The 18,186-nt window shown below is 72.9% G+C and carries 13 protein-coding genes; 9 read left to right on the forward strand and 4 right to left on the reverse strand.

Features of this window, described 5'->3' with window-relative positions; genetic code table 11:
- Positions 1-82: 82 nt before the first annotated feature.
- The 3 genes from DEJ48_RS33965 to DEJ48_RS33975 are packed head-to-tail and all read left to right on the forward strand — an operon-like array spanning position 83 to position 3,628.
- Positions 83-1,333, forward strand: a complete 1,251-nt coding sequence (locus tag DEJ48_RS33965) for a lycopene cyclase family protein (RefSeq protein WP_150221559.1) — start codon at positions 83-85, stop codon at positions 1,331-1,333.
- Between the two features lies 1 nt (position 1,334).
- The gene (locus DEJ48_RS33970) at positions 1,335-2,063 is read left to right on the forward strand and encodes a class I SAM-dependent methyltransferase (RefSeq protein ID WP_150219962.1); all 729 of its coding nucleotides are present in this window, start codon (positions 1,335-1,337) and stop codon (positions 2,061-2,063) included.
- The gene (locus DEJ48_RS33975; RefSeq protein WP_150219963.1) at positions 2,060-3,628 is read left to right on the forward strand and encodes an FAD-dependent oxidoreductase; all 1,569 of its coding nucleotides are present in this window, start codon (positions 2,060-2,062) and stop codon (positions 3,626-3,628) included. The genes DEJ48_RS33970 and DEJ48_RS33975 overlap by 4 nt, the downstream gene beginning before the upstream one ends.
- Before the next feature lie 18 nt (positions 3,629-3,646).
- On the opposite strand, the gene DEJ48_RS33980 is transcribed toward DEJ48_RS33975, so the two are convergent.
- From DEJ48_RS33980 to DEJ48_RS33995, 4 genes are read right to left on the reverse strand one after another with little or no spacing between them, the layout of a single operon-like run.
- Positions 3,647-4,663 (reverse strand): DUF5914 domain-containing protein, encoded by a 1,017-nt coding sequence (locus DEJ48_RS33980; protein ID WP_150219964.1) that lies wholly within the window; start codon positions 4,661-4,663, stop codon positions 3,647-3,649.
- Positions 4,660-5,691 carry a phytoene/squalene synthase family protein gene (locus DEJ48_RS33985; protein WP_150219965.1) on the reverse strand — a complete coding sequence of 344 codons (1,032 nt, stop codon included), beginning with the start codon at positions 5,689-5,691 and terminating at the stop codon, positions 4,660-4,662. Before DEJ48_RS33985 ends, DEJ48_RS33980 begins: the two co-directional genes overlap by 4 nt.
- Positions 5,688-7,172, reverse strand: coding sequence for a phytoene desaturase (locus DEJ48_RS33990; RefSeq protein WP_150219966.1), 1,485 nt, complete (start codon positions 7,170-7,172; stop codon positions 5,688-5,690). Before DEJ48_RS33990 ends, DEJ48_RS33985 begins: the two co-directional genes overlap by 4 nt.
- Complete coding sequence (locus DEJ48_RS33995; RefSeq protein WP_150219967.1) at positions 7,169-8,383, reverse strand: polyprenyl synthetase family protein; 1,215 nt, start codon at positions 8,381-8,383, stop codon at positions 7,169-7,171. The genes DEJ48_RS33990 and DEJ48_RS33995 overlap by 4 nt, the downstream gene beginning before the upstream one ends.
- An 822-nt stretch (positions 8,384-9,205) precedes the next feature.
- Between DEJ48_RS33995 and DEJ48_RS34000 the strand changes: the two genes are divergently transcribed.
- From DEJ48_RS34000 to asnB, 6 genes are all read left to right on the forward strand, one after another.
- Positions 9,206-10,684: a sugar transferase gene (locus tag DEJ48_RS34000; protein WP_150219968.1), complete on the forward strand. Its 1,479-nt coding sequence runs from the start codon at positions 9,206-9,208 to the stop codon at positions 10,682-10,684.
- Positions 10,685-10,757: 73 nt separating this feature from the next.
- Complete coding sequence (locus DEJ48_RS34005; RefSeq protein WP_150219969.1) at positions 10,758-12,071, forward strand: nucleotide sugar dehydrogenase; 1,314 nt, start codon at positions 10,758-10,760, stop codon at positions 12,069-12,071.
- A complete protein-coding gene (locus DEJ48_RS34010) occupies positions 12,061-13,326 on the forward strand; it encodes a glycosyltransferase family 4 protein (protein WP_150219970.1) in 1,266 nt (421 codons plus the stop codon). Before DEJ48_RS34005 ends, DEJ48_RS34010 begins: the two co-directional genes overlap by 11 nt.
- Entirely contained in the window at positions 13,323-14,717 is a 1,395-nt protein-coding gene (locus DEJ48_RS34015; protein ID WP_150219971.1) for a Wzz/FepE/Etk N-terminal domain-containing protein, read from the forward strand. Before DEJ48_RS34010 ends, DEJ48_RS34015 begins: the two co-directional genes overlap by 4 nt.
- Entirely contained in the window at positions 14,714-16,243 is a 1,530-nt protein-coding gene (locus DEJ48_RS34020) for a Wzz/FepE/Etk N-terminal domain-containing protein (RefSeq protein WP_150219972.1), read from the forward strand. The genes DEJ48_RS34015 and DEJ48_RS34020 overlap by 4 nt, the downstream gene beginning before the upstream one ends.
- A 3-nt stretch (positions 16,244-16,246) precedes the next feature.
- Positions 16,247-18,175 (forward strand): asparagine synthase (glutamine-hydrolyzing), encoded by a 1,929-nt coding sequence (gene asnB, locus DEJ48_RS34025; protein WP_150219973.1) that lies wholly within the window; start codon positions 16,247-16,249, stop codon positions 18,173-18,175.
- Positions 18,176-18,186: the final 11 nt, after the last annotated feature.

The raw sequence follows: 18,186 nt of genomic DNA on the forward strand, positions 1-18,186 counted from the left end.
GTGCATCCAAGTGGCGGCCCCGTGCGGAATGCTGGGCATGGGCATGGGCATGGGCATGGGCGGACGACCGGCGAGGGGCTTCATGCAGGACGCGGACATCGCCATCGTGGGGGCCGGCGCGGCGGGCCTGTCGCTCGCCTACCGGCTGGCCGTCGACCGCCCCGGCGACCCGATGCCGTCGGTGGTCCTGATCGACGCCCCCGCCGGTCCCCTGAAGCCCGCCGAGCGCACCTGGTGCTTCTGGGAGGAGCCGGACGGCGAGTTCGACGCCGCCCTGACCGCCGTCTGGGACACCCTGCGTATCCGCGCCCCGGACGGCACCGCCGTCGCCGCCTCACCCGCCCCCCTGCGCTACAAGATGCTGCGTTCCGGCGACTTCGAGACCCTCGTCGGTGACCGCCTCGCCGACGAGTCGAACGTGGCGCGCCTCGAAGCCGCGGTCGAGGAGATCCGCGACCTCGGCGACGGCGCCGAGGTCCGCACACGCACACCCGGCGGTCGCCCCCTGTCGCTGCACGCCCGGTGGGTGTTCGACTCGCGCCCGCCGGGCGTCCTGCCGCCGGGCCGCACCACCCTGCTGCAGCACTTCCGCGGCTGGTTCGTCACGACCGACCGGCCCGCCTTCGACCCGCTGGTCGCGGACCTGATGGACTTCCGCACCCCCCAGCCCCCGCACGGCCTGTCCTTCGCCTACGTGCTGCCCACCGGCCCCCACCAAGCCCTGGTCGAGTACACGGAGTTCTCCCGCGAGGTCATCGACGACCAGGCGTACGACCGGGCACTGACCCGGTACCTGACGGACCAACTGGCCCTCGGCGCCCACGAGGTCGTCCGCGTGGAGCACGGCGTGATCCCCATGACCGACGCGCGCTTCCCGCGACGCGCGGGCCGCTCCGTCTTCCGTATCGGCACCGCGGGCGGCGCGACCCGCCCCTCGACCGGGTACACCTTCGCCGCCGTCCAGCGACAGACACGCGCCATCGCCGCCGCCTACCACCGCGGCCGCACCCCGCAGCCGCCGCCCGCGCACTCGGCGCGGTCACGGGCGATGGACGCCGTACTGCTGCGGGCCCTGGACACCGGCCGGGTGAGCGGCGCGTCGTTCTTCACCCGCCTCTTCCGTGAAATCCCCATGGAGCGGCTGCTCCGCTTCCTCGACGGCCGCACCGGCATCCGCGAGGACCTGACGATCGGGCTGCACACCCCCGTCGCCCCCATGCTGCGCACGGCGGCCGAACTGCCCCGACTGCCCAAGCACCGGGCCCACGCCCCCTCTTCCACCCCCACCCCCACCCCGCGGCCGGGACACCCGGCCGAACGGAAAGAGAACTGAGATGACCGTGCTGCGCGACGACACCCTGTCCGCCGCGTTCGACCACGCCGCCCGCACCTACGACCGGCTGGTCGCGGCCAACCCCGGCTACCACGCGCACCTCCGCCGCTCCGCCCGACGGCTGCGGCTGCCGAACGGCGGCGCCGGGCTGCGCCTGCTCGACCTCGGCTGCGGCACCGGCGCCTCCACCGCGGCGCTGCGCAGCGCCGCGCCACTGGCCGAGATCGTCGCGGTCGACGCGTCGGCGGGCATGCTGGAGCGCGCCGCGGCCAAACCCTGGCCGCCCTCCGTGACGTTTGTGCACGCCCCCGCCGAACGGCTCGAACAGGCGGGGGTGGAGGGACCCTTCGACGCGGTCTTCGCCGCCTACCTCTTCCGCAACCTCGCCGACCCGGACGCCGTACTCGCCGCGGTCCGCGCGCTGCTCGCCCCGCACGGCCGTCTCGCCGTGCACGAGTACACGCTCAGCGGCCGCCTGACGGACCGTCTGGTGTGGACGGCCGTCTGCAAGGCGGTGGTGCAGCCCGCAGGCACCCTCTCCGGTGATGGCGCCCTCTACCGGCACCTGTTCCGCAGCGTGTCCGGCTTCGACACCGCCGACGCGTTCGCGGCACGCACCCGCAAAGCCGGCTTCGGCCGCGTACGCGTCCTGCCGATGCCCGGCTGGCAGACCGGCATCGTGCACACCGTCCTTGCCGCGGCCGACGGCTCCGACGGGGCCGCCCGATGAACCTGAACGGCACGGAACAGCCGTACGCGACGCCGCGGCGCGGCCGCGACCGCCGCGCCCGGGTGTGGCACGCGCCGGCCGGGCTCGCCCGCGTGCCGACGGGCGAGACGCGCACGACGGCCGTCGTGGGCGGCGGCCTCGCCGGTCTCGCCGCCGCCACGGCGCTCGCCGAACGCGGCGTCCACGTCACCCTGTACGAACGCGAGTACCAGCTCGGGGGCCGCCTCGCGGGCTGGCCCATCGAGCTCGCCGACGGCTCCACGGCGACCATGACCCGCGGCTTCCACGCGTTCTTCCGCCAGTACTACAACCTGCGCGGACTGCTGCGCCGGGTCGACCCGGGACTGACCTCGCTGACCGGCCTGCCCGACTATCCGCTGCGGCACAGCGCGGGGTTCCGGGACAGCTTCGCGAAGGTGCCGCGCACCCCGCCGTGGAGCGCCCTCGGCTTCGCCGCGCTGAGCCCCACGTTCGGCGGCCGCGACCTGGCCCGGCTGAACCCGCGCGCCGCCCTGCCCCTGATGGACGTACGCGTCCCCGAGACCTACCGGCAGCTCGACGGCACCAGCGCACACGAGCTCCTCGAACGCATCCGGTTCCCCGAAGCCGCCCACCACCTGGCCTTCGAGGTGTTCTCCCGCAGCTTCTTCGCCGATCCGCGACTGCTGTCTGCCGCCGAACTCGCCCTCATGTTCCACATCTACTTCCTCGGCTCCAGCGAGGGCCTGCTCTTCGACGTACCGCAGGAACCTTTCCCGACGGCCTTCTGGGAACCGCTGGCCGCCTACCTCACCGGCCACGGCGTCGACATCCGCACCGGGCAGGCGGTGCAGAGCGTGCAGCCGGTGCCGGGCGGCGGGTTCCGCGTCACCACCGAGGACGGCGGCGCACAGCACGACACCGTGGTGCTCGCCCTCGACACGACCGGCCTGCAGCACGTCGTCGCCCGCTCGCCCCGGCTCGCCGACCGCCAGTGGCGCGAGCGGATCATGCGGCTGCGCACCGCCCCGCCCTTCCTCGTCTCCCGTCTCTGGCTCGACCGTCCGGTGGCCGCCGACCGCCCGGGGTTCATGGGCACCAGTGGATACGGGCCGTTGGACAACGTGAGCGTGCTCGAACGGTGGGAGGGCGAGGCGCTGCGCTGGGTCGCGCGCACCGGCGGCTCGGTCGTCGAACTCCACGCGTACGCGGTGGATCCCGGCGCCGACCGGACGGCGGAACAGGAACGCCTGCGGGTGCAGTTGCAACGCGTCTACCCCGAGACGCGCGACGCCAAGATCGTGGACGAGCGGCACGAATGGCGCGCCGACTGCCCGCTGTTCGCGGTGGGCGGCTACGAGGACCGGCCCACCGTGCACACCGCGGACCCGGCCCTGACCGTCGCGGGCGACCTCGTACGGACCGATCTGCCGGCCGCCCTGATGGAGCGTGCCGTGACCACGGGATTCCTCGCGGCGAACGCACTGCTCGAACGCTGGGGACTGCGGGGCCAGACACTGTGGTCGGTCCCGGACCGGGGGCGGGTGGGGGTGCTGCGGGCACTCAACCGGCTGCTCGGCACGTGAGCCGGAGCCGTGTGCGGTTCAGCCCGGGAAGCGGCCCGCGCTGCGCAGGGCCCAGCGGCGTTCCGCGTACGCCAGGTCGTCGCGCCACAGCCGGGCCGCCGCCGCCCTCATGAGCGGCCGCAGCGCGGGCGCGGCGGCCCTGGCGGCGACGAAACCGGGCCGCCCGGACGTGGCGATCACCGCCTCGACGACCGCGGTACGAGGATTCCCCGCCCGGTCCGTGCCCAGGGGCGTCGCATGGGTCTCCACCACGGAACCCTCGCCCTCGCCTTCCGTGATGTGCATGACGACGGTGCGGGGCTCGGGAGCGGTGAAGACCGCCCGCACCGGCACGACCGCGCGTCCCGCCACCTTGAACGACACGTCGACGGTGAACGCGTCCCGCTGCGGGTCGTCCCCGGCATCTGTGCCGTCCTCCTCGACGGGGGCCACCGTCAGGTCGACGAACGAGTACGGGTGGAACCACGCGCCGTGCCAGGGGTCGAGCCGGTTGGCGACCACGTCCTCGGGTTCGCAGCGCCCCGCCACCGTCAGCACGGCCGCCACGCTCCGCGCCGGATCGGGGCGCCAGGGCAACACCGGCCGATCCAGCGGCGGTTCGCCGCCCATGTCGTCGAGCCTGACCCAGAGCAGCACGCCGTCGTCGAAGGCCGGGTAAGGACTCCAGCCCGCGAACGGCGTCCCGTCCAGCGACATGCCGTGCCAGTGACAGATCAGCGTCCCGCAGCGCACCGGACTGTCCTTGAGCGGGGCGCCCAGATGCGGACAGGCGCCGGGCCCCGCCCGCAGCGCCCCCTCGGCGTCGCGCCACAGGACGATCTCCCGCCCCGCCACCGTGCGGCCCAGCGGGCGGTCGTCCCCGAGCTGCCGCGTCGCGCCCACCACGTACCAGTTGCCGGACGGGCGGCCCTGGGCACGTTTCAGCGCGGCGGCGATCACGGCGGGCCGGGCCTCGCGCCAGGTCGGACGCTGGTCCTCCCAGGCGACGGGCCCGCGGCGCAGCCGCAAGGGGTAGCGGTTCGAACCGCGGCTCATACCGGCTCCTTCCTGGAGTGCGGGGTGTACGTGCCGTGGTGCGGGGCCGGGTCTTCGGACGGGGCGGGCGGCGGCAGCGCGGGAGCTCCGGCCGGCCGGTGCCGCAGGCGGGCGGCGGCCACCCGGACCAGGCCGTCGCAGGCGACCGCGGCGCGGCGGCGGCGGGAGACGGCCGCCCGCCGGTGCAGTACGGCGTAGCCGCCGTCGGCGATCGCGTCCAGGATCGCCCCGTACAGCACGAAGGCCGTGCGGATGCAGGGGCGTGCGACGGGATCGAGCATGGCGAGGCCCGGGGCCGCGGTGGCGTAGACGCCGCGGGTGAAGGCGGCGGCCTCCTTCAGCGCCGCGGTGATCCTGGGGTCCCCGCGCCCCGTGGTGCGGCTCCAGTGCAGCAGCGCACGGTCGACGCCGTGTGCGCCGAGGAGTTCCTGGGGGAGATAGATCCGGCCGCGGTCCAGGTCCTCGCCCACGTCCCGCAGGAAGTTGGTGAGCTGGAAGGCGACCCCGAGGGCGGCGGCGTGCGGGGCGGCCTCGGCGCGGGGGACGACGGTGCCGAGCACGGGCAGCATCTGCAGGCCGATGACGGCGGCGGAGCCGTGCATGTACCGCTCCAGATCGCCGTACGTGGGGTACTCCGTCACCTCCAGGTCCTGGCGCATGGACGTCATGAAGTCGCTGAAGTGCAGCGGGTCGATGGCGTACCTGCGGGCGGTGTCGGCCAGTGCCGTCACGACGGGTTCGCCGCTCTCCCCGGTCCGCAGCCCTCGGTCGAGCTGCGCCTGGAGCCGCCGCAGCGCCAGGGAGCGTTCGGCGGGCGCGGTGGTGACCTCCAGGTCGTCGACGATGTCGTCGGCCCACCGCGCGAAGCCGTACAGGGCGTGCACGGCCGGCCGCCGTTCGACCGGCAGCAGCCGGGTGGCGAGAAAGTACGTCTTGCCGTGGCGGGCGTTGAGGCGTCGGCAGTGGCCGTAGGCGGCGCGCAGCGCGGGGTCGGTGATCGCCGCCGCGTCCAGCTCGCGGGCGCTCATCGGGTCCTCCCCGTGACGCGCGCGGCGGCCAGCTTGCCGGAGATCAGGACCGTGGGCACGCCCACACCGGGCGTGGTGCCGCAGCCCGCGAGGACCGCGTTGTCCGTGCCCCGCACGAGGTTGCGGGGCCGGAAGGGGCCGGTCTGCGGGAAGGTGTGGGCGGCGGAGAACGGGGTGCCCGCCGCGTGTCCGTGGGCGGTCCAGTCCGCGGGGGTCACCATGCACTCCTCTTCGATCGCCGCCCCGATGCCGGCGAGCCCGCGCCGCTCGAGTTCGGCGAGGAGGGTGTCGCGGTAGCGGGGCGCGAGGTCGGTCCAGTCCCGGGCGGCGGGGCCGATGTCGGTGTTCGGGCAGGGGGCGAGGACGTAGTGCAGGTGGCGGCCGTGGGGTGCGAGCGAGGGGTCGGTGGCCGTCGGCCGGGTGATGAGCAGGGACGGGTCGGACATGAGCTTCCCGGTGCCGGTCAGTTCGTCGAAGGTCTGCTTCCAGGCCGACCCGAAGGAGATCGTGTGGTGGGCCAACTGGGGCCAGGTGCGGTCGGTGCCGAGGTGCAGGACCACCGCGGACGGCGAGTGCCGCAGCGGCCTCGGGCGGCGCGGGGCGCGGCCCAGGAGCCCGTACGCGACGGGAAGGTCAGGGGTGAGGATCACCGCGTCGCAGGGGATGCGGCCCCGGTCGGTGACGACGGCCGTGATCCTGGACCCCGACCGCTCAAGGCGCTGGACCGTGTGCCCGTACCGGACGTCGGCGCCCGCGTCCTCGGCGGCGGCCGCCATGGCGCGCGGCACGGCGTGCATGCCGCCGCGCGGGAAGTGGACCCCGGCGACGGTGTCCATGTAGGCGATGACCGCATAGGCGGCGAGGGCGCGGGCCGGCGGCACGCCCGCGTACAGCGCCTGGAACGAGAAGACCCGCCGCAGCCGTTCGTCGGAGATGAACGAGGCGATGCGCGCGTCCAGTCGGCCGAAGCCGCCGAGAGCGGCGAGCCGGGCCAGATCGGGGGTCAGGAGTTCCAGCGGCGAGTCGAAGTTGGTGTCGATGAAGCGGCGCATCTGGAGCTCGTAGAGCCGCGTGAGCCAGGCGCGCAGCCGCCGGTACCCCACGGCCTGCCGGGCGCCGGCGAACCGTTCGATCTCGGCTTCCATGGCCTCGGGCGCGGTGTGCACGTCCAGGGAGGCGCCGTCGGCGAACCGGGCGCGGTAGGCGGGGTGCAGCGGCACGAGGTCGAGGCGGCCGCGGAGGGTCTCGCCGACCGCGGCGAAGGCGTCCTCGACGAGTTCGGGCATGGTCAGGACGGTGGGGCCGGTGTCGATCCGGTAGCCCCCGCGTTCCATGAGCCCGGCCCGGCCGCCCGGATGGCCGGCCCGTTCGACGAGCGTGACCGCGCGGCCGGAGCCCAGCAGATGCAGGGCGGCGGACAGGCCCGCGAGCCCGGCGCCCACGATCACGACATGGTCGGTCCGGCCAGGAATGGTCCTCATCGGCTCCCGCTCTCGGTCCGGGGAAGGTGCGCGACGGCGGTCGCTTCGGACGACACGGGCACACCGGCCACGCGGCAGAACAGTTCGTGCAGCCGCCGGTCCGCGTGGGGGACCAGGGCACCGGCGGCGAGGTGGCGGTGCGCCTGCAGGACCAGTCGGCGGATCTTGTCCTCGACGATTCCGCGGGCGCCGGTCGTCACGAACGCCTCCCGCACCCCGCGCACGTCGTCGTCGGTCAGATCGGCCCTGCCCACGCAGCGGTCGAGCAGTGCGAGCGCGTCGTGGTCCGCGGCGGCCTCGGCCCTGGCGGTCGCCACCGCCAGGAGGTAGGTGCCCTTGCCGTCGCGGATGTCGTCCCCCGAGGGTTTGCCGGTCTCCCCGGGGTCGCCGAACGCGCCGAGGAGATCGTCCCGCAGCTGGAAGGCGATTCCGGCGCAGCGACCCGCCGAACAGAGCGCTCCGGTCGTCGCGTCGTCGGCGCCCGCGAGCGCCGCGCCGAGGGCCAGCGGGCGCTCCACCGAGTACAGGGCGGTCTTGAGCACGGCTGTCCGTACGGCCGCGGTCATCGACCGCGCCCCGGTCGCCTGCGCCCGGAGGTCCAGGTACTGGCCCGCGACCATCTCCGCCCGCATGGCACGCCACAGCCCGCGGACCCGGGGCGCCCGCACCGCGTCGAGGACGGTCGCGGCGACCACGTCGTCGGCCCAGCTGAGCGCCAGATCACCGGCGAGGATCGCCGCGGCCGTCCCGAAGCCCTGCCCCTGGGCGGCGGCGGTCCCGGAGCGCCGCTTCTCGTACGGGCCGTACTGGTTCTGGAGATCCACGTGCACGGCGTCCCTGCCGCGGCGCAGCGGTGAACCGTCCATGACGTCGTCGTGGACCAGGGCGCACGTCTGGATGAGTTCGAGCCCCGCGGCGATGCCCAGGGCCGCGTCCGCCCGGCCGGGCCCCGCGCCTCCCGCACAGGCCCGCAGCCCCCACCAGAGGAACTGGGATCGGATGCGCTTGCCGCCGCGCAGGGTGAACCGGGCCACGCGGTCCGCGACGTCCCCGGCGAAGGCCGGGTCGATGGCTCTGGCCTCCTCCAGCCGTCCGTGGAGGATGCCCTCCAACGTACGGCGCACCGCGCCGGACACGTCGGCGTCGATGTCGCACGCGCTCACACCGTCCAGGGCGTCCTGCCTGGTCCCCTCCGCGGGTCCCGAGAGCATCGCGCGTCCTCCCACCGTGACACTTGATCGATACGGGTCACAGAACGCTTCGGGCGCCGGAGGCCCGCCGGATGCACCCGCGCCGCACCTACCGAACGTCACCGGGGCGGTGTGGGCGGCTTCGGCGACCACCAGGTGTGCGAACGTGTCCCAAGTCGTGCCCATGGCCATGGAACTGGCCATTCGGCCGCCCATCCGGGGTCGAAATTGCGTCAGGCATGCAGACCCCCACGCGGCGGCGCTGACTCCGGATTGTCACCGCCGGTGCGGTCGGGTGCTCGCATCACCGCTGGTCACAGTGCGTGTCCTGACCGTTACAGAGCCGACCGTGTTCACCGAATGGTTGATCCGGTCTCAAAGGTCGAGCACAAATTCCACACATCCCCTCTCCATAGCCGTCCCCATGCTCTAGATTGTCCGTGCTTCAGCTGTTCAGGCGCGAGGCGACCATAAATGATCAATAGTCCGGCGTTACGGACAGCGAGCGATCGCGTCCCGGCGCCGCACGTGGGGGTGATCAATTCCGGGGCCCGGGGCGGGCTTCGGGTGCGGGGAGCATCCGGGGTTCCGACGGGTTTCGGCATCAGTTCGTGAGTCCGGCAGGACGAGTGCGTCCTTTGCCGCCGGGGTGGGTTGTTCACAAGCGCTGAATTGAGCGGAATGCCGTGCGCGTGGGGCGTGCGCTTTTCGCGGGGAGGAACAGCGCGGCACGGGAGGCGGGGGTCTCCCGGGGGAGGAAACCAGTGCGGGAGGCGGGGGCCTCCCGGGGGGAGGGGCAGTGCTGGGCGAACACGTCGAACCACTGGGGACCTGGGGGGTTCTGTGCGGCAGGGGGGATTAGTCAGCCCGTTTCCGCCGGCGCGCGGGCGCCTGGCGAACGGGGAGATCGGCCAGCCCGCAACCGAATGGGAGCAGCGGTACCGACGTACCGTGATCACCAGCGATACCGTGGCCACCGCCTTTGTGGTGGCGGGAATCGGTATCTTCTTCGGGGCCCGGGACGCAGCCAACTGGCATGAAAAGTGGGGCATTCTCGCATTCGGCACCGAACTCCTGGTGCTGGGCGCATTGGCGGTCAGCCGTGCGTGGGCTCCTTCCGTACTCGGACAGGGTGCCGAGGAATTCCGGCGCCTCGGACGCTCACTGTTCACCGCGGTCGTCGTCCTCGCGCTCGGCGGAATCGCCCTCACCTCACGCAACATCAAACTCTGGATCTTCGTGGCGATCCCCGCGATCGGGCTCGTCACCATGACCGCGCGATATCTGCTGCGCCTGCGGCTGCACAAGCGGCGGCAGGACGGACGGTGTCTGCGGCCGGTGCTCGCCGCGGGCAGCCCGGCCACCGTGCGCGACCTGATCACCCGGGCCCGCAAGTTCCCGCACCTCGGCTGGCGCGTGGAGGCGGTGTGCACGGCGGACGGCCTCGGCCCCGAGGGCGACCATCTCGACGGAGTGCCGATCGTCGGCGGGCTCGCGGACGTCGCGAACCACGTCCGCCGCGACGGCTACCGCGTCGTCGCGGTCACCCCGGACCCGCACTGGTCGCCGGACCGGCTGCAACGGCTGGCCTGGAACCTGGAGGGCAGCGACGCCGAAATGGTCGTGGCCCCCGTCCTGATGGAGGTGGCGGGACCGCGGCTGCACGTCGACGCGGTGCTCGGGATCCCGCTGCTGCGGGTGAGCATGCCGACCTTCACCGGGGGCCGGCGCGTGGTCAAGGGCATCGTCGACCGGCTGGGCGCGGCGTTCCTGCTGATCCTGTTCGCACCGCTGATGGTGATGGTCGGGCTGCTCGTCCTCTCGGACACCCGGGGCGGGGCGCTCTACCGCCAGCGAAGAGTCGGCAAGGACGGCCGCGAGTTCACCATCTTCAAGTTCCGCACCATGGTCACCGGGGCGCACAACGCACGCGCCCAGCTGGCCGAGCACAACGAAGGCGCGGGGCTGCTCTTCAAGCTCCGCAGGGACCCGCGGGTCACCCGGGTGGGGGCGGTGCTGCGGCGGTACTCGATCGACGAGCTCCCGCAGCTGTTCAACGTACTCACCGGATCGATGTCGCTCGTCGGGCCGCGGCCTCCGCTGCCCGAGGAGTCCGCCGCGTACGGCCCGGACATCAGGCGGCGGCTGCTGGTCAAGCCCGGACTGACCGGTCTGTGGCAGATCAGCGGGCGCAGCGACCTGCCGTGGGAGGAGGCGGTCCGCCTCGACCTGCGGTACGTGGAGGACTGGTCGCTCGCCCTCGACACAGTGATCTTGTGGAAGACGCTGCGCGCGGTGATCCACGGCCAGGGGGCCTACTGATGCACGGGGACCGGCGTCCGCACAGGGCGCGTACAGCGGGCCGGGAGAACCGGCCCGGGGGGAGTTGCCAGTCATGAAGGTCAGCGTTTTCGGGCTCGGCTACGTGGGCTGCGTGTCGGCCGCGTGCCTGGCCGGCACGGGGCACGAGGTCATCGGCGTCGACGTGAACCAGGTGAAGGTCGACCTGGTCAACGACGGCAAGGCCCCGGTGGTCGAGGAGCGGATCGGCGAGCTCACCGCCGAGGTCGTGCGGACCGGGGCGTTACGCGCCACCACCGACGTCCGCGAGGCGATCACGAACAGCGAGGTGTCGCTGATCTGCGTGGGCACGCCGTCGGAACCCAACGGCAGCCTGTGCACCACGTACTTGGAGCGCGTCACCGAGGAGATCGGCGTCGCGCTCGCCGAGCGGGGCGGACGGCACACCGTCGTCTTCCGCAGCACCATGCTCCCGGGCACCTGCCTCAACCTGCTCGTGCCCATCCTGGAGAAGCACATCGGCACGGCCGGGGTGGACTTCGGCGTCGCGGTCAACCCGGAGTTCCTGCGCGAGGGCACGAGCGTGCGGGACTTCTTCGACCCGCCCAAGACCGTCATCGGCGAGCTCGACCCGGCGAGCGGCGACACGGTCGCCGCGCTCTACGAAGGCCTGCCCGGCGATGTGTTCCGGGTGCCGGTCCCGACGGCCGAGGCGATCAAGTACGCGGACAACGCGTTCCACGGCCTCAAGATCGGCTTCGCCAACGAACTGGGCGCGGTGTGCCGGGCGCTCGGCGTCGACTCGCACCAGGTCATGGACGTGTTCATGGCCGACCGCAAGCTGAACATCAGCCCCGCCTACCTGCGGCCGGGATTCGCCTTCGGCGGCTCCTGCCTGCCCAAGGATCTGCGCAGCCTGGTCCACGCCGCGCAGCGCGCCGACGTCTCGGTGCCCATCCTGTCCCACGTCCTGCCCTCCAACGCCGACCACCTGCAGCGCGCGGTCGAACTGGTCGAGCGCACCGGCAAGCGGCGGGTGGGCATGTTCGGGCTCTCCTTCAAGCCCGGCACCGACGACCTCCGCGAGAGCCCGCTCGTCGAACTCGCGGAGAGACTCTTCGGCAAGGGGTACGACCTGCGGATCCACGACGCCAACGTCAGCCTCTCGCGGCTGATCGGCGCCAACCGCGAGTACATCGAGACCCGGTTGCCGCACCTCGCACAGCTGCTCGCCGACTCCGTCGACGACGTACTGGAGCACGCCGACGTGTGCCTGGTCGGGACCAAGGACCCGGCCGTGCTCTCGGCGCTGCCCCATGGCGAGGGACCGGTGCTCATCGACCTCATCCACCTTCCCGACGCCGACGCGCGCCGGACCGAACCTGGGTACGTGGGCCTTGCTTGGTAATGCAATACGTGACGACCGGCCCCGCCGGCGCGCGCTGATCCTGGTGGAGAACCTGTCGGTGCCGTTCGACCGGCGGGTGTGGCAGGAGTGCACGACGCTCCGCGACGCGGGGTGGGCGGTGCACGTCATCTGTCCCCAAGGCACCAAACGGGACACCGAACCGGAGGCGGAGATCGACGGGGTGCGGATCCACCGCTACCCGTTGCGCGCCGCCACCGGCGGTCCCGCCGGTTATCTCCGGGAGTACGGATCGGCGCTGTGGCACACGGCGCGGCTGATCCGCGAGGTCGGCCCGGTCCACGTGGTCCACGCCTGCAACCCGCCGGATCTGCTGTTCCTGCCGGTCCGGTGGCTGACACGGCGCGGCGCACAATTCGTCTTCGACCAGCACGACCTGGTGCCGGAGCTGTACCTCTCCCGCTTCGACCGCGGCGAGGACCTCCTCTACCGCGGCGTGTGCGCGCTGGAACGCATGACGTACCGGGCGGCGGACATCGTGCTCGCCACCAACGAGAGCTACCGGGACGTCGCGGTGCGCCGCGGCGGCAAGCGGCCCGAGGACGTCTTCGTGGTGCGCAGCGCGCCCCAGGTCGACCGGTTCCAACCGGTGCCGCCCGAGCCGGAGTTGAAGAAGGGCAAGCCCCATCTGCTCTGCTACCTCGGCGTCATGGGTCCGCAGGACGGCGTCGACTACGCCCTGCGGGCCCTCGCGAAACTCCGCGACGAGCTCGGCAGGACCGACTGGCACGCCGTGTTCGTCGGCGCGGGCGACGCGTACGACGCGATGGTGGAGCTGTCACGGCAGCTCGGGCTCGATGACCAGGTGGAGTTCACCGGCCGCATATCCGACGCGGACCTGGTGCGGTACCTGTCCACCGCCGACGTCTGCCTCTCGCCCGACCCGCACAACCCGCTCAACGACGTGTCGACCATGAACAAGGTCCTCGAGTACATGGCGATGGGCAAGCCGATCGTCTCGTTCGACCTGCGCGAGGCCCGCGTCTCCGCCGGCGACGCCGCCGTGTACGCGCCCGCCAACGACGAGGCGCAGTTCGCGAAGCTCATCACGGAACTGCTCGACGACCCGGAGAAGCGCGCCCGCATGGGCGCGGTCGGCCAGGAACGGATCACCGGCCAACTCTCCTGGCAGCACTCCCAGAAGCAACTGCTCGCCGCCTACGACGCCGCCTGCCGCGGACGCACCGCGGCGCCGAGAGCCGCCCCGGGACGAAAGGGGAGGAGGCGGCTCCGTTGAGCGACGAAACGATACGACTGGCCACGATCGGCCAGGTACTCCGCCGCCGGTGGCGGCTCCTCGCGGTTCTCACCCTGGTGGGCGCCCTCGTCGGGTACGGCGCCTCCGTGGTGCTGTTCCCACCCCGGTACACGGCATCGGCGTCCGTACTCCTGCCGGGGCAGTGGGAGGAGCGCGAACTGCTCACCCAGGCACAGGTCGCGACCAGCTCGTCGGTGGTCGACCGCGCGGCCGCCGAACTCGGCCTGAAGGGCGACGCCGCCACCGGGCTCAAGGACAAGGTCAGCGCCAAGGCCACGAACGGGAACATCATCAAGATCTCGGGTACGGCAGAGAACCCGGAGCGCGCACAGGAGCTCGCCGACGGCATGGCACAGCAATTCGTCGGCTTCTCCGCACGGCTCTCGGGCGGCAGCACCGACAACGGAACGGAGACGGGCCCCGAGGCCCTGCGCAAGAAGGTGGAGGCGACCAACCGCCGCATCAGCGACCTTGCCGACGCGGCGGACCCGGGACGGACCGTGGAAGGCGTACAGGCCCGCACGTCCCTGGAGAAGCTGCGTGCCTCGCTGGAGGAGGCCATGAAGAAGCTGGACCAGGCCGAGACCGTGTCCAGCAAGGCCGGCATGGTCGTCATGGGGAAGTCGCCCAGGCCGACCGGCGAGGCACCGCCGACGCGCACCCAGCTCATGGCCGGTGGGGCGCTCCTGTTCCTGGTGTCCGCCGTCATCGGCCACCTCGCCGCCGCCCGCACCAACCGCAGGCTGCGCACCGAACCCGAGATCGCCGCGGCCCTGCGCTCGGAGCTGCTCGGCACCGTCGACGTACCCGACGAAGGGCGCGCGCACCGGCCGGTCGGCCCCCGAGCGGCGGTCCGCCGGTTCCTCGGCCTCGACACCCGCTGGGACACACCGGCCCCACAGCGCTCCGCCGACGAGGCAGGACGGCGGATCCGCTACCGGCGTGTGTGCGCCCGCCTCCGCAACAAGATGCCCGCCGCCCGGCGGCTGCTCCTCGTCGTGCCCGAGGGCGACGAGGTCGCCCACCGGGCCGCCGGGCAGCTCGTCGCCGAGTGCGCGAGCGACCCCACCGCGAACGCCGCGAGCAGGGGATACCCCGTGCTGCGCGTGGTGGAGGTGCCCATCGGCCGGCCGGTGGTGCCCGACAGCGGCGCCGAGTCCGGTGCCCTGATCGTGCTCAGCGCCGGCAACTGGACCGCCGCCGAGCTCACCGGCATCGCCGAGGCGTGCGCGGACGGCAGGCACGAGGTCGTCGGCGTCGTCGTCGCGGGCGCGGTCCGCGCCCGCCCGGCACGCTCCGCCGACCAGCCGCCGGAGAAGGCCACCCTGGCCCTCGCCGTGCGCGGCGACGCGACGGGAGGCCCGGCGTGACGACGAACACAACCGGCGAATCCCCGGCGCCCACCCCACTCTTCGACCTGCACTCCCTGGTGGTGTCGGTGCGCAGGCGCCGCCGCCTCTGGTGCTCACTGGCGCTCCTCGGGCTGCTGATCGGCGCGGCCCTCGCGGTCGTCATGCCGCCCCCGCCGAGCGCGGTGACCAAGGTGCTCGTCACCCACCAGGAGGACCAGCCCAACGACACCGGAACGCTGATCCGCACCGACGTCGAGATCCTGGGGACCACCCGGATCGCGGGCAAGGCCCTGCAGGCCCTCAAGTCCTCCGAGAAGCCCGAGGACTTCCTGCAGGACTACCGGGGCACCGGCCTGACCAACAACCTCATGCAGATCGACGTGACCGGGAAGGACGACGCCGAGGCGGTCGCCCGGGCCGAGGCGCTGGCCGACGCGTTCGTCGCCGACCACGTGCGGCGGATGCAGGCGGCCGCGAAGGCCGAGGCCAAGGCGCTGCGCGACCAGCGAGACCGCATGCGGGACGAACTCAAGGAGGTCAACGCGTCGATCGGCGACCGGTCGCCGGAGACCGACCCGCAGGACTCCGCGAGCATCGAGTCCCTCTTCTCCCGCCGGGCCGAACTCACCTCGCGCATCGCCGACTACGACCAGCGCGCCGAGGAAGCCCAGATGGGCACACCCAAGATCATCGCCGGTACGCAGATCGTGGACGCCCCGCGCGCGGTACAGCAGTCGCTGCCGAAGTCGGCCGCGACCAAGGCCGCGATCGGGCTCGTCCTCGGGCTCGTCCTCGGCCTCGCGCTGGCCGCCGTCACCTCGGTGGTGGCCGACCGCCCCGTGCTGCGCCGCGAGATGGCGGCGAACCTGGGCGCCTCGGTCATCGCGGAGCTGCCCCGCGTGCCGCGCCGCCCGGCCGGTCGCTGGCAGCTCAAACGCACCCGGGTGGCACGCGAACGGCTCGCCGCCTCCCTGGCCCGCACCGTTCGCGGCTCCAAGGAGCCGGTGTCGCTGCTGGAGTTGGGGTGTGCGCGCAGTACGAGCGCGATCGCCCTGGACGTCGCGGGGGAACTCGCGGCGGAGGGGCCCGTGGTCGTCATCGACGGCCTGCCCGGCTCGGAGCTCGCCGACAGCCGCCGCATACCCGCGGACGTGACCGTGGTCGGCGGCGAGCGCGCCGCGACCGTGTCGCACCAGGTGCGCCGCATCGGCGTCGGCTCGGTCGCGCCCGGCACGGCGTGGACCGACCTCCAGCACCTGGGCAGCCAGGCCGTGCTCGTCGTACGGGCCGGACACGGCAGCGCCGCGTGGCTGCACACCGTGGCACGACAACTTGCCGACCAGCGCATCCCGTTGATCGGCGTGGTGCTGATCGACCCCGACCCGCGCGACCGGACCGACGGCACGCTGTGGGACGGACTGCACACCGCGCTGCGGGGCCCTCAGGAGCGGCCGCCCCGGCAGAACAGTGGGGGCCAGTCGCGCACCGAAAGGCCGTCGGTACCGGCCGCACGGGTCCCGTACAGCGACCAGGAGGCCAGGTAGACCATGTGTGGCATCGCAGGAACATACCGATGGCCCGACGGCAAGGCGGTGACCGACCGGCTCACCGACGTCCTCGCCCACCGCGGCCCCGACGGGTCGGGCAGGTACAGCCACCCCGCCGGTGACGGCGAGGTGCACCTCGGGCACCGCCGCCTGGCCATCATCGACCTGTCCGAGACCGGCGCCCAGCCGATGGTCTCGGACGGCCTCTCCCTCACCTACAACGGCGAGTTGTACAACGCGCCCGAGCTCCGCGCCGAGCTGACGGGCGCCGGGGTGCGCTTCCGCGGCACCTCCGACACCGAGGTGCTCCTCGAGGCCTGGCGGCGCTGGGGCACGGACTGCCTGCCCCGGCTGCGCGGCATGTTCGCGTTCGCCGTCTTCGACGAGCGGACCGGCGAACTGGTGCTCGCCCGCGACCAGCTCGGCATCAAGCCGCTGTTCCTGCTGCGGCGCGGCGGCGGCATGGTGTTCGCCTCCGAGCTCAAGGCGCTCGCCGCCGTGACCGGCGGATCACTCGACGTCGACCACGCGGCCCTGGTGGCCTCGCTCCTCTACTACTGGGTGCCCGACTCCCGGTGCGCGTTCCGCGAGGCGGAGAAGCTGCCGCCGGGCAGCTGGCTGCGGATACGGCCCGACGGCCGGGAGGAACGCGGCACGTACTGGAACCTGAGGGACGTCGCCGCCGAGGGCCGGGAGCGGGCCCGCAGCGGCGAACGCCCCGACCTGGCCGCCATCGTCGAGGAGTCGACCCGGCAGCACCTGCTCTCCGACGTGCCCGTGGCGACCTTCCTCTCCGGCGGCCTCGACTCCAGCTACCTCACCGCGCTCGCCGCCCGCCACCAACCCGGGATCTCCGCCTACACGATCGGATTCCGGGCCGCGGACGCCAAGTTCGAGGCGATGCCGGACGACCTGCGCTACGCCCGGCAGGTGGCCGAGCGGTACGGAGTCGACCTGCACGAGATCGAGATCGCCCCGAACGTCCTCGACCTGCTCCCGCAGATGACGTACTCCCTGGACGAGCCGATCGGCGACCCCGCCGCGATCAACACGTTCCTGATCTGCTCGGCCGCCCGGGAGGCCGGGGTGAAGGTGATGCTCTCCGGGATGGGCGCCGACGAACTGTTCGCCGGGTACCGCAAGCACCTGGCGAACCTGCTCGCGCTCCGCTACCAGCGCGTCCCGCGGCCGCTGCGGAGCGGGGTGTCCGGCATCGTGGACCGGCTGCCCGTCGCCACGGCGCGCCGCGGCTACCGCTCGGTGCGCTTCGCCAAGCGGTTCCTCTCCTTCGCGGGACTGCCGGAGGAGACCGCGTTCCGCCGCAGCTACACCATGTACGACCAGGACGAACTGCTCGCCCTCGTCGACCCGGACCTGGCGGGGACCGTCGACGACGTGCTGACCGAGCACGCGGACGTCTACCGGGACAACGACCTCGACGACCACGTCAACCGCATGTGCCTGACCGACGCCCGGATGTTCCTGCCGGGCCTCAACCTCGCCTACACGGACCGCTCCAGCATGGCCGCGTCGACCGAGGTGCGCGTGCCGTACGTGGACGTCGACGTGGTCAGGGCGGCGTTCACCGTGCCCGGCGACCGCAAGATCGTCGGACGGCAGGGCAAGGCGGTCCTCAAGGAGGCCGCCACCTCGATCCTGCCCAAGGAGATCGTCTACCGGCCCAAGGGCCTGTTCAGCGCGCCGCTGCGGGCCTGGATGAGCCGGGACCTGGCACCGCTGGTGCGCGAGGTCGTCAACGACGGCGTGCTCGTCAACTCCGGGATCCTGCGCCGCGACGCGCTGGCCCGCATGGTCGCCGAGGACGCCGCCGGGCAGCGGGACTTCTCCAAGCATCTCTGGCATGTGCTGACCCTCGAGTACTGGTACCGCGGCGCTGTCTCCGGCTCCGGCCGGAGCCAGGCGGCCTGAAACACGTAAAA

It is taken from the genome of Streptomyces venezuelae, from assembly GCF_008642315.1.
In the GTDB taxonomy this organism is placed as follows: Bacteria; Actinomycetota; Actinomycetes; order Streptomycetales; family Streptomycetaceae; genus Streptomyces; species Streptomyces venezuelae_D.

Excerpts from the sequence above, each read along its gene's own strand:
- DEJ48_RS33965 (WP_150221559.1), top strand. The coding sequence starts at position 83 with ATGCAGGACGCGGACATCGCCATCGTGGGGGCCGGCGCGGCGGGCCTG.
- DEJ48_RS33970 (WP_150219962.1), top strand. The coding sequence starts at position 1,335 with ATGACCGTGCTGCGCGACGACACCCTGTCCGCCGCGTTCGACCACGCC.
- DEJ48_RS33975 (WP_150219963.1), top strand. The coding sequence starts at position 2,060 with ATGAACCTGAACGGCACGGAACAGCCGTACGCGACGCCGCGGCGCGGC.
- DEJ48_RS33980 (WP_150219964.1), bottom strand. The coding sequence starts at position 4,663 with ATGAGCCGCGGTTCGAACCGCTACCCCTTGCGGCTGCGCCGCGGGCCC.
- DEJ48_RS33985 (WP_150219965.1), bottom strand. The coding sequence starts at position 5,691 with ATGAGCGCCCGCGAGCTGGACGCGGCGGCGATCACCGACCCCGCGCTG.
- DEJ48_RS33990 (WP_150219966.1), bottom strand. The coding sequence starts at position 7,172 with ATGAGGACCATTCCTGGCCGGACCGACCATGTCGTGATCGTGGGCGCC.
- DEJ48_RS33995 (WP_150219967.1), bottom strand. The coding sequence starts at position 8,383 with ATGCTCTCGGGACCCGCGGAGGGGACCAGGCAGGACGCCCTGGACGGT.
- DEJ48_RS34005 (WP_150219969.1), top strand. The coding sequence starts at position 10,758 with ATGAAGGTCAGCGTTTTCGGGCTCGGCTACGTGGGCTGCGTGTCGGCC.
- asnB (WP_150219973.1), top strand. The coding sequence starts at position 16,247 with ATGTGTGGCATCGCAGGAACATACCGATGGCCCGACGGCAAGGCGGTG.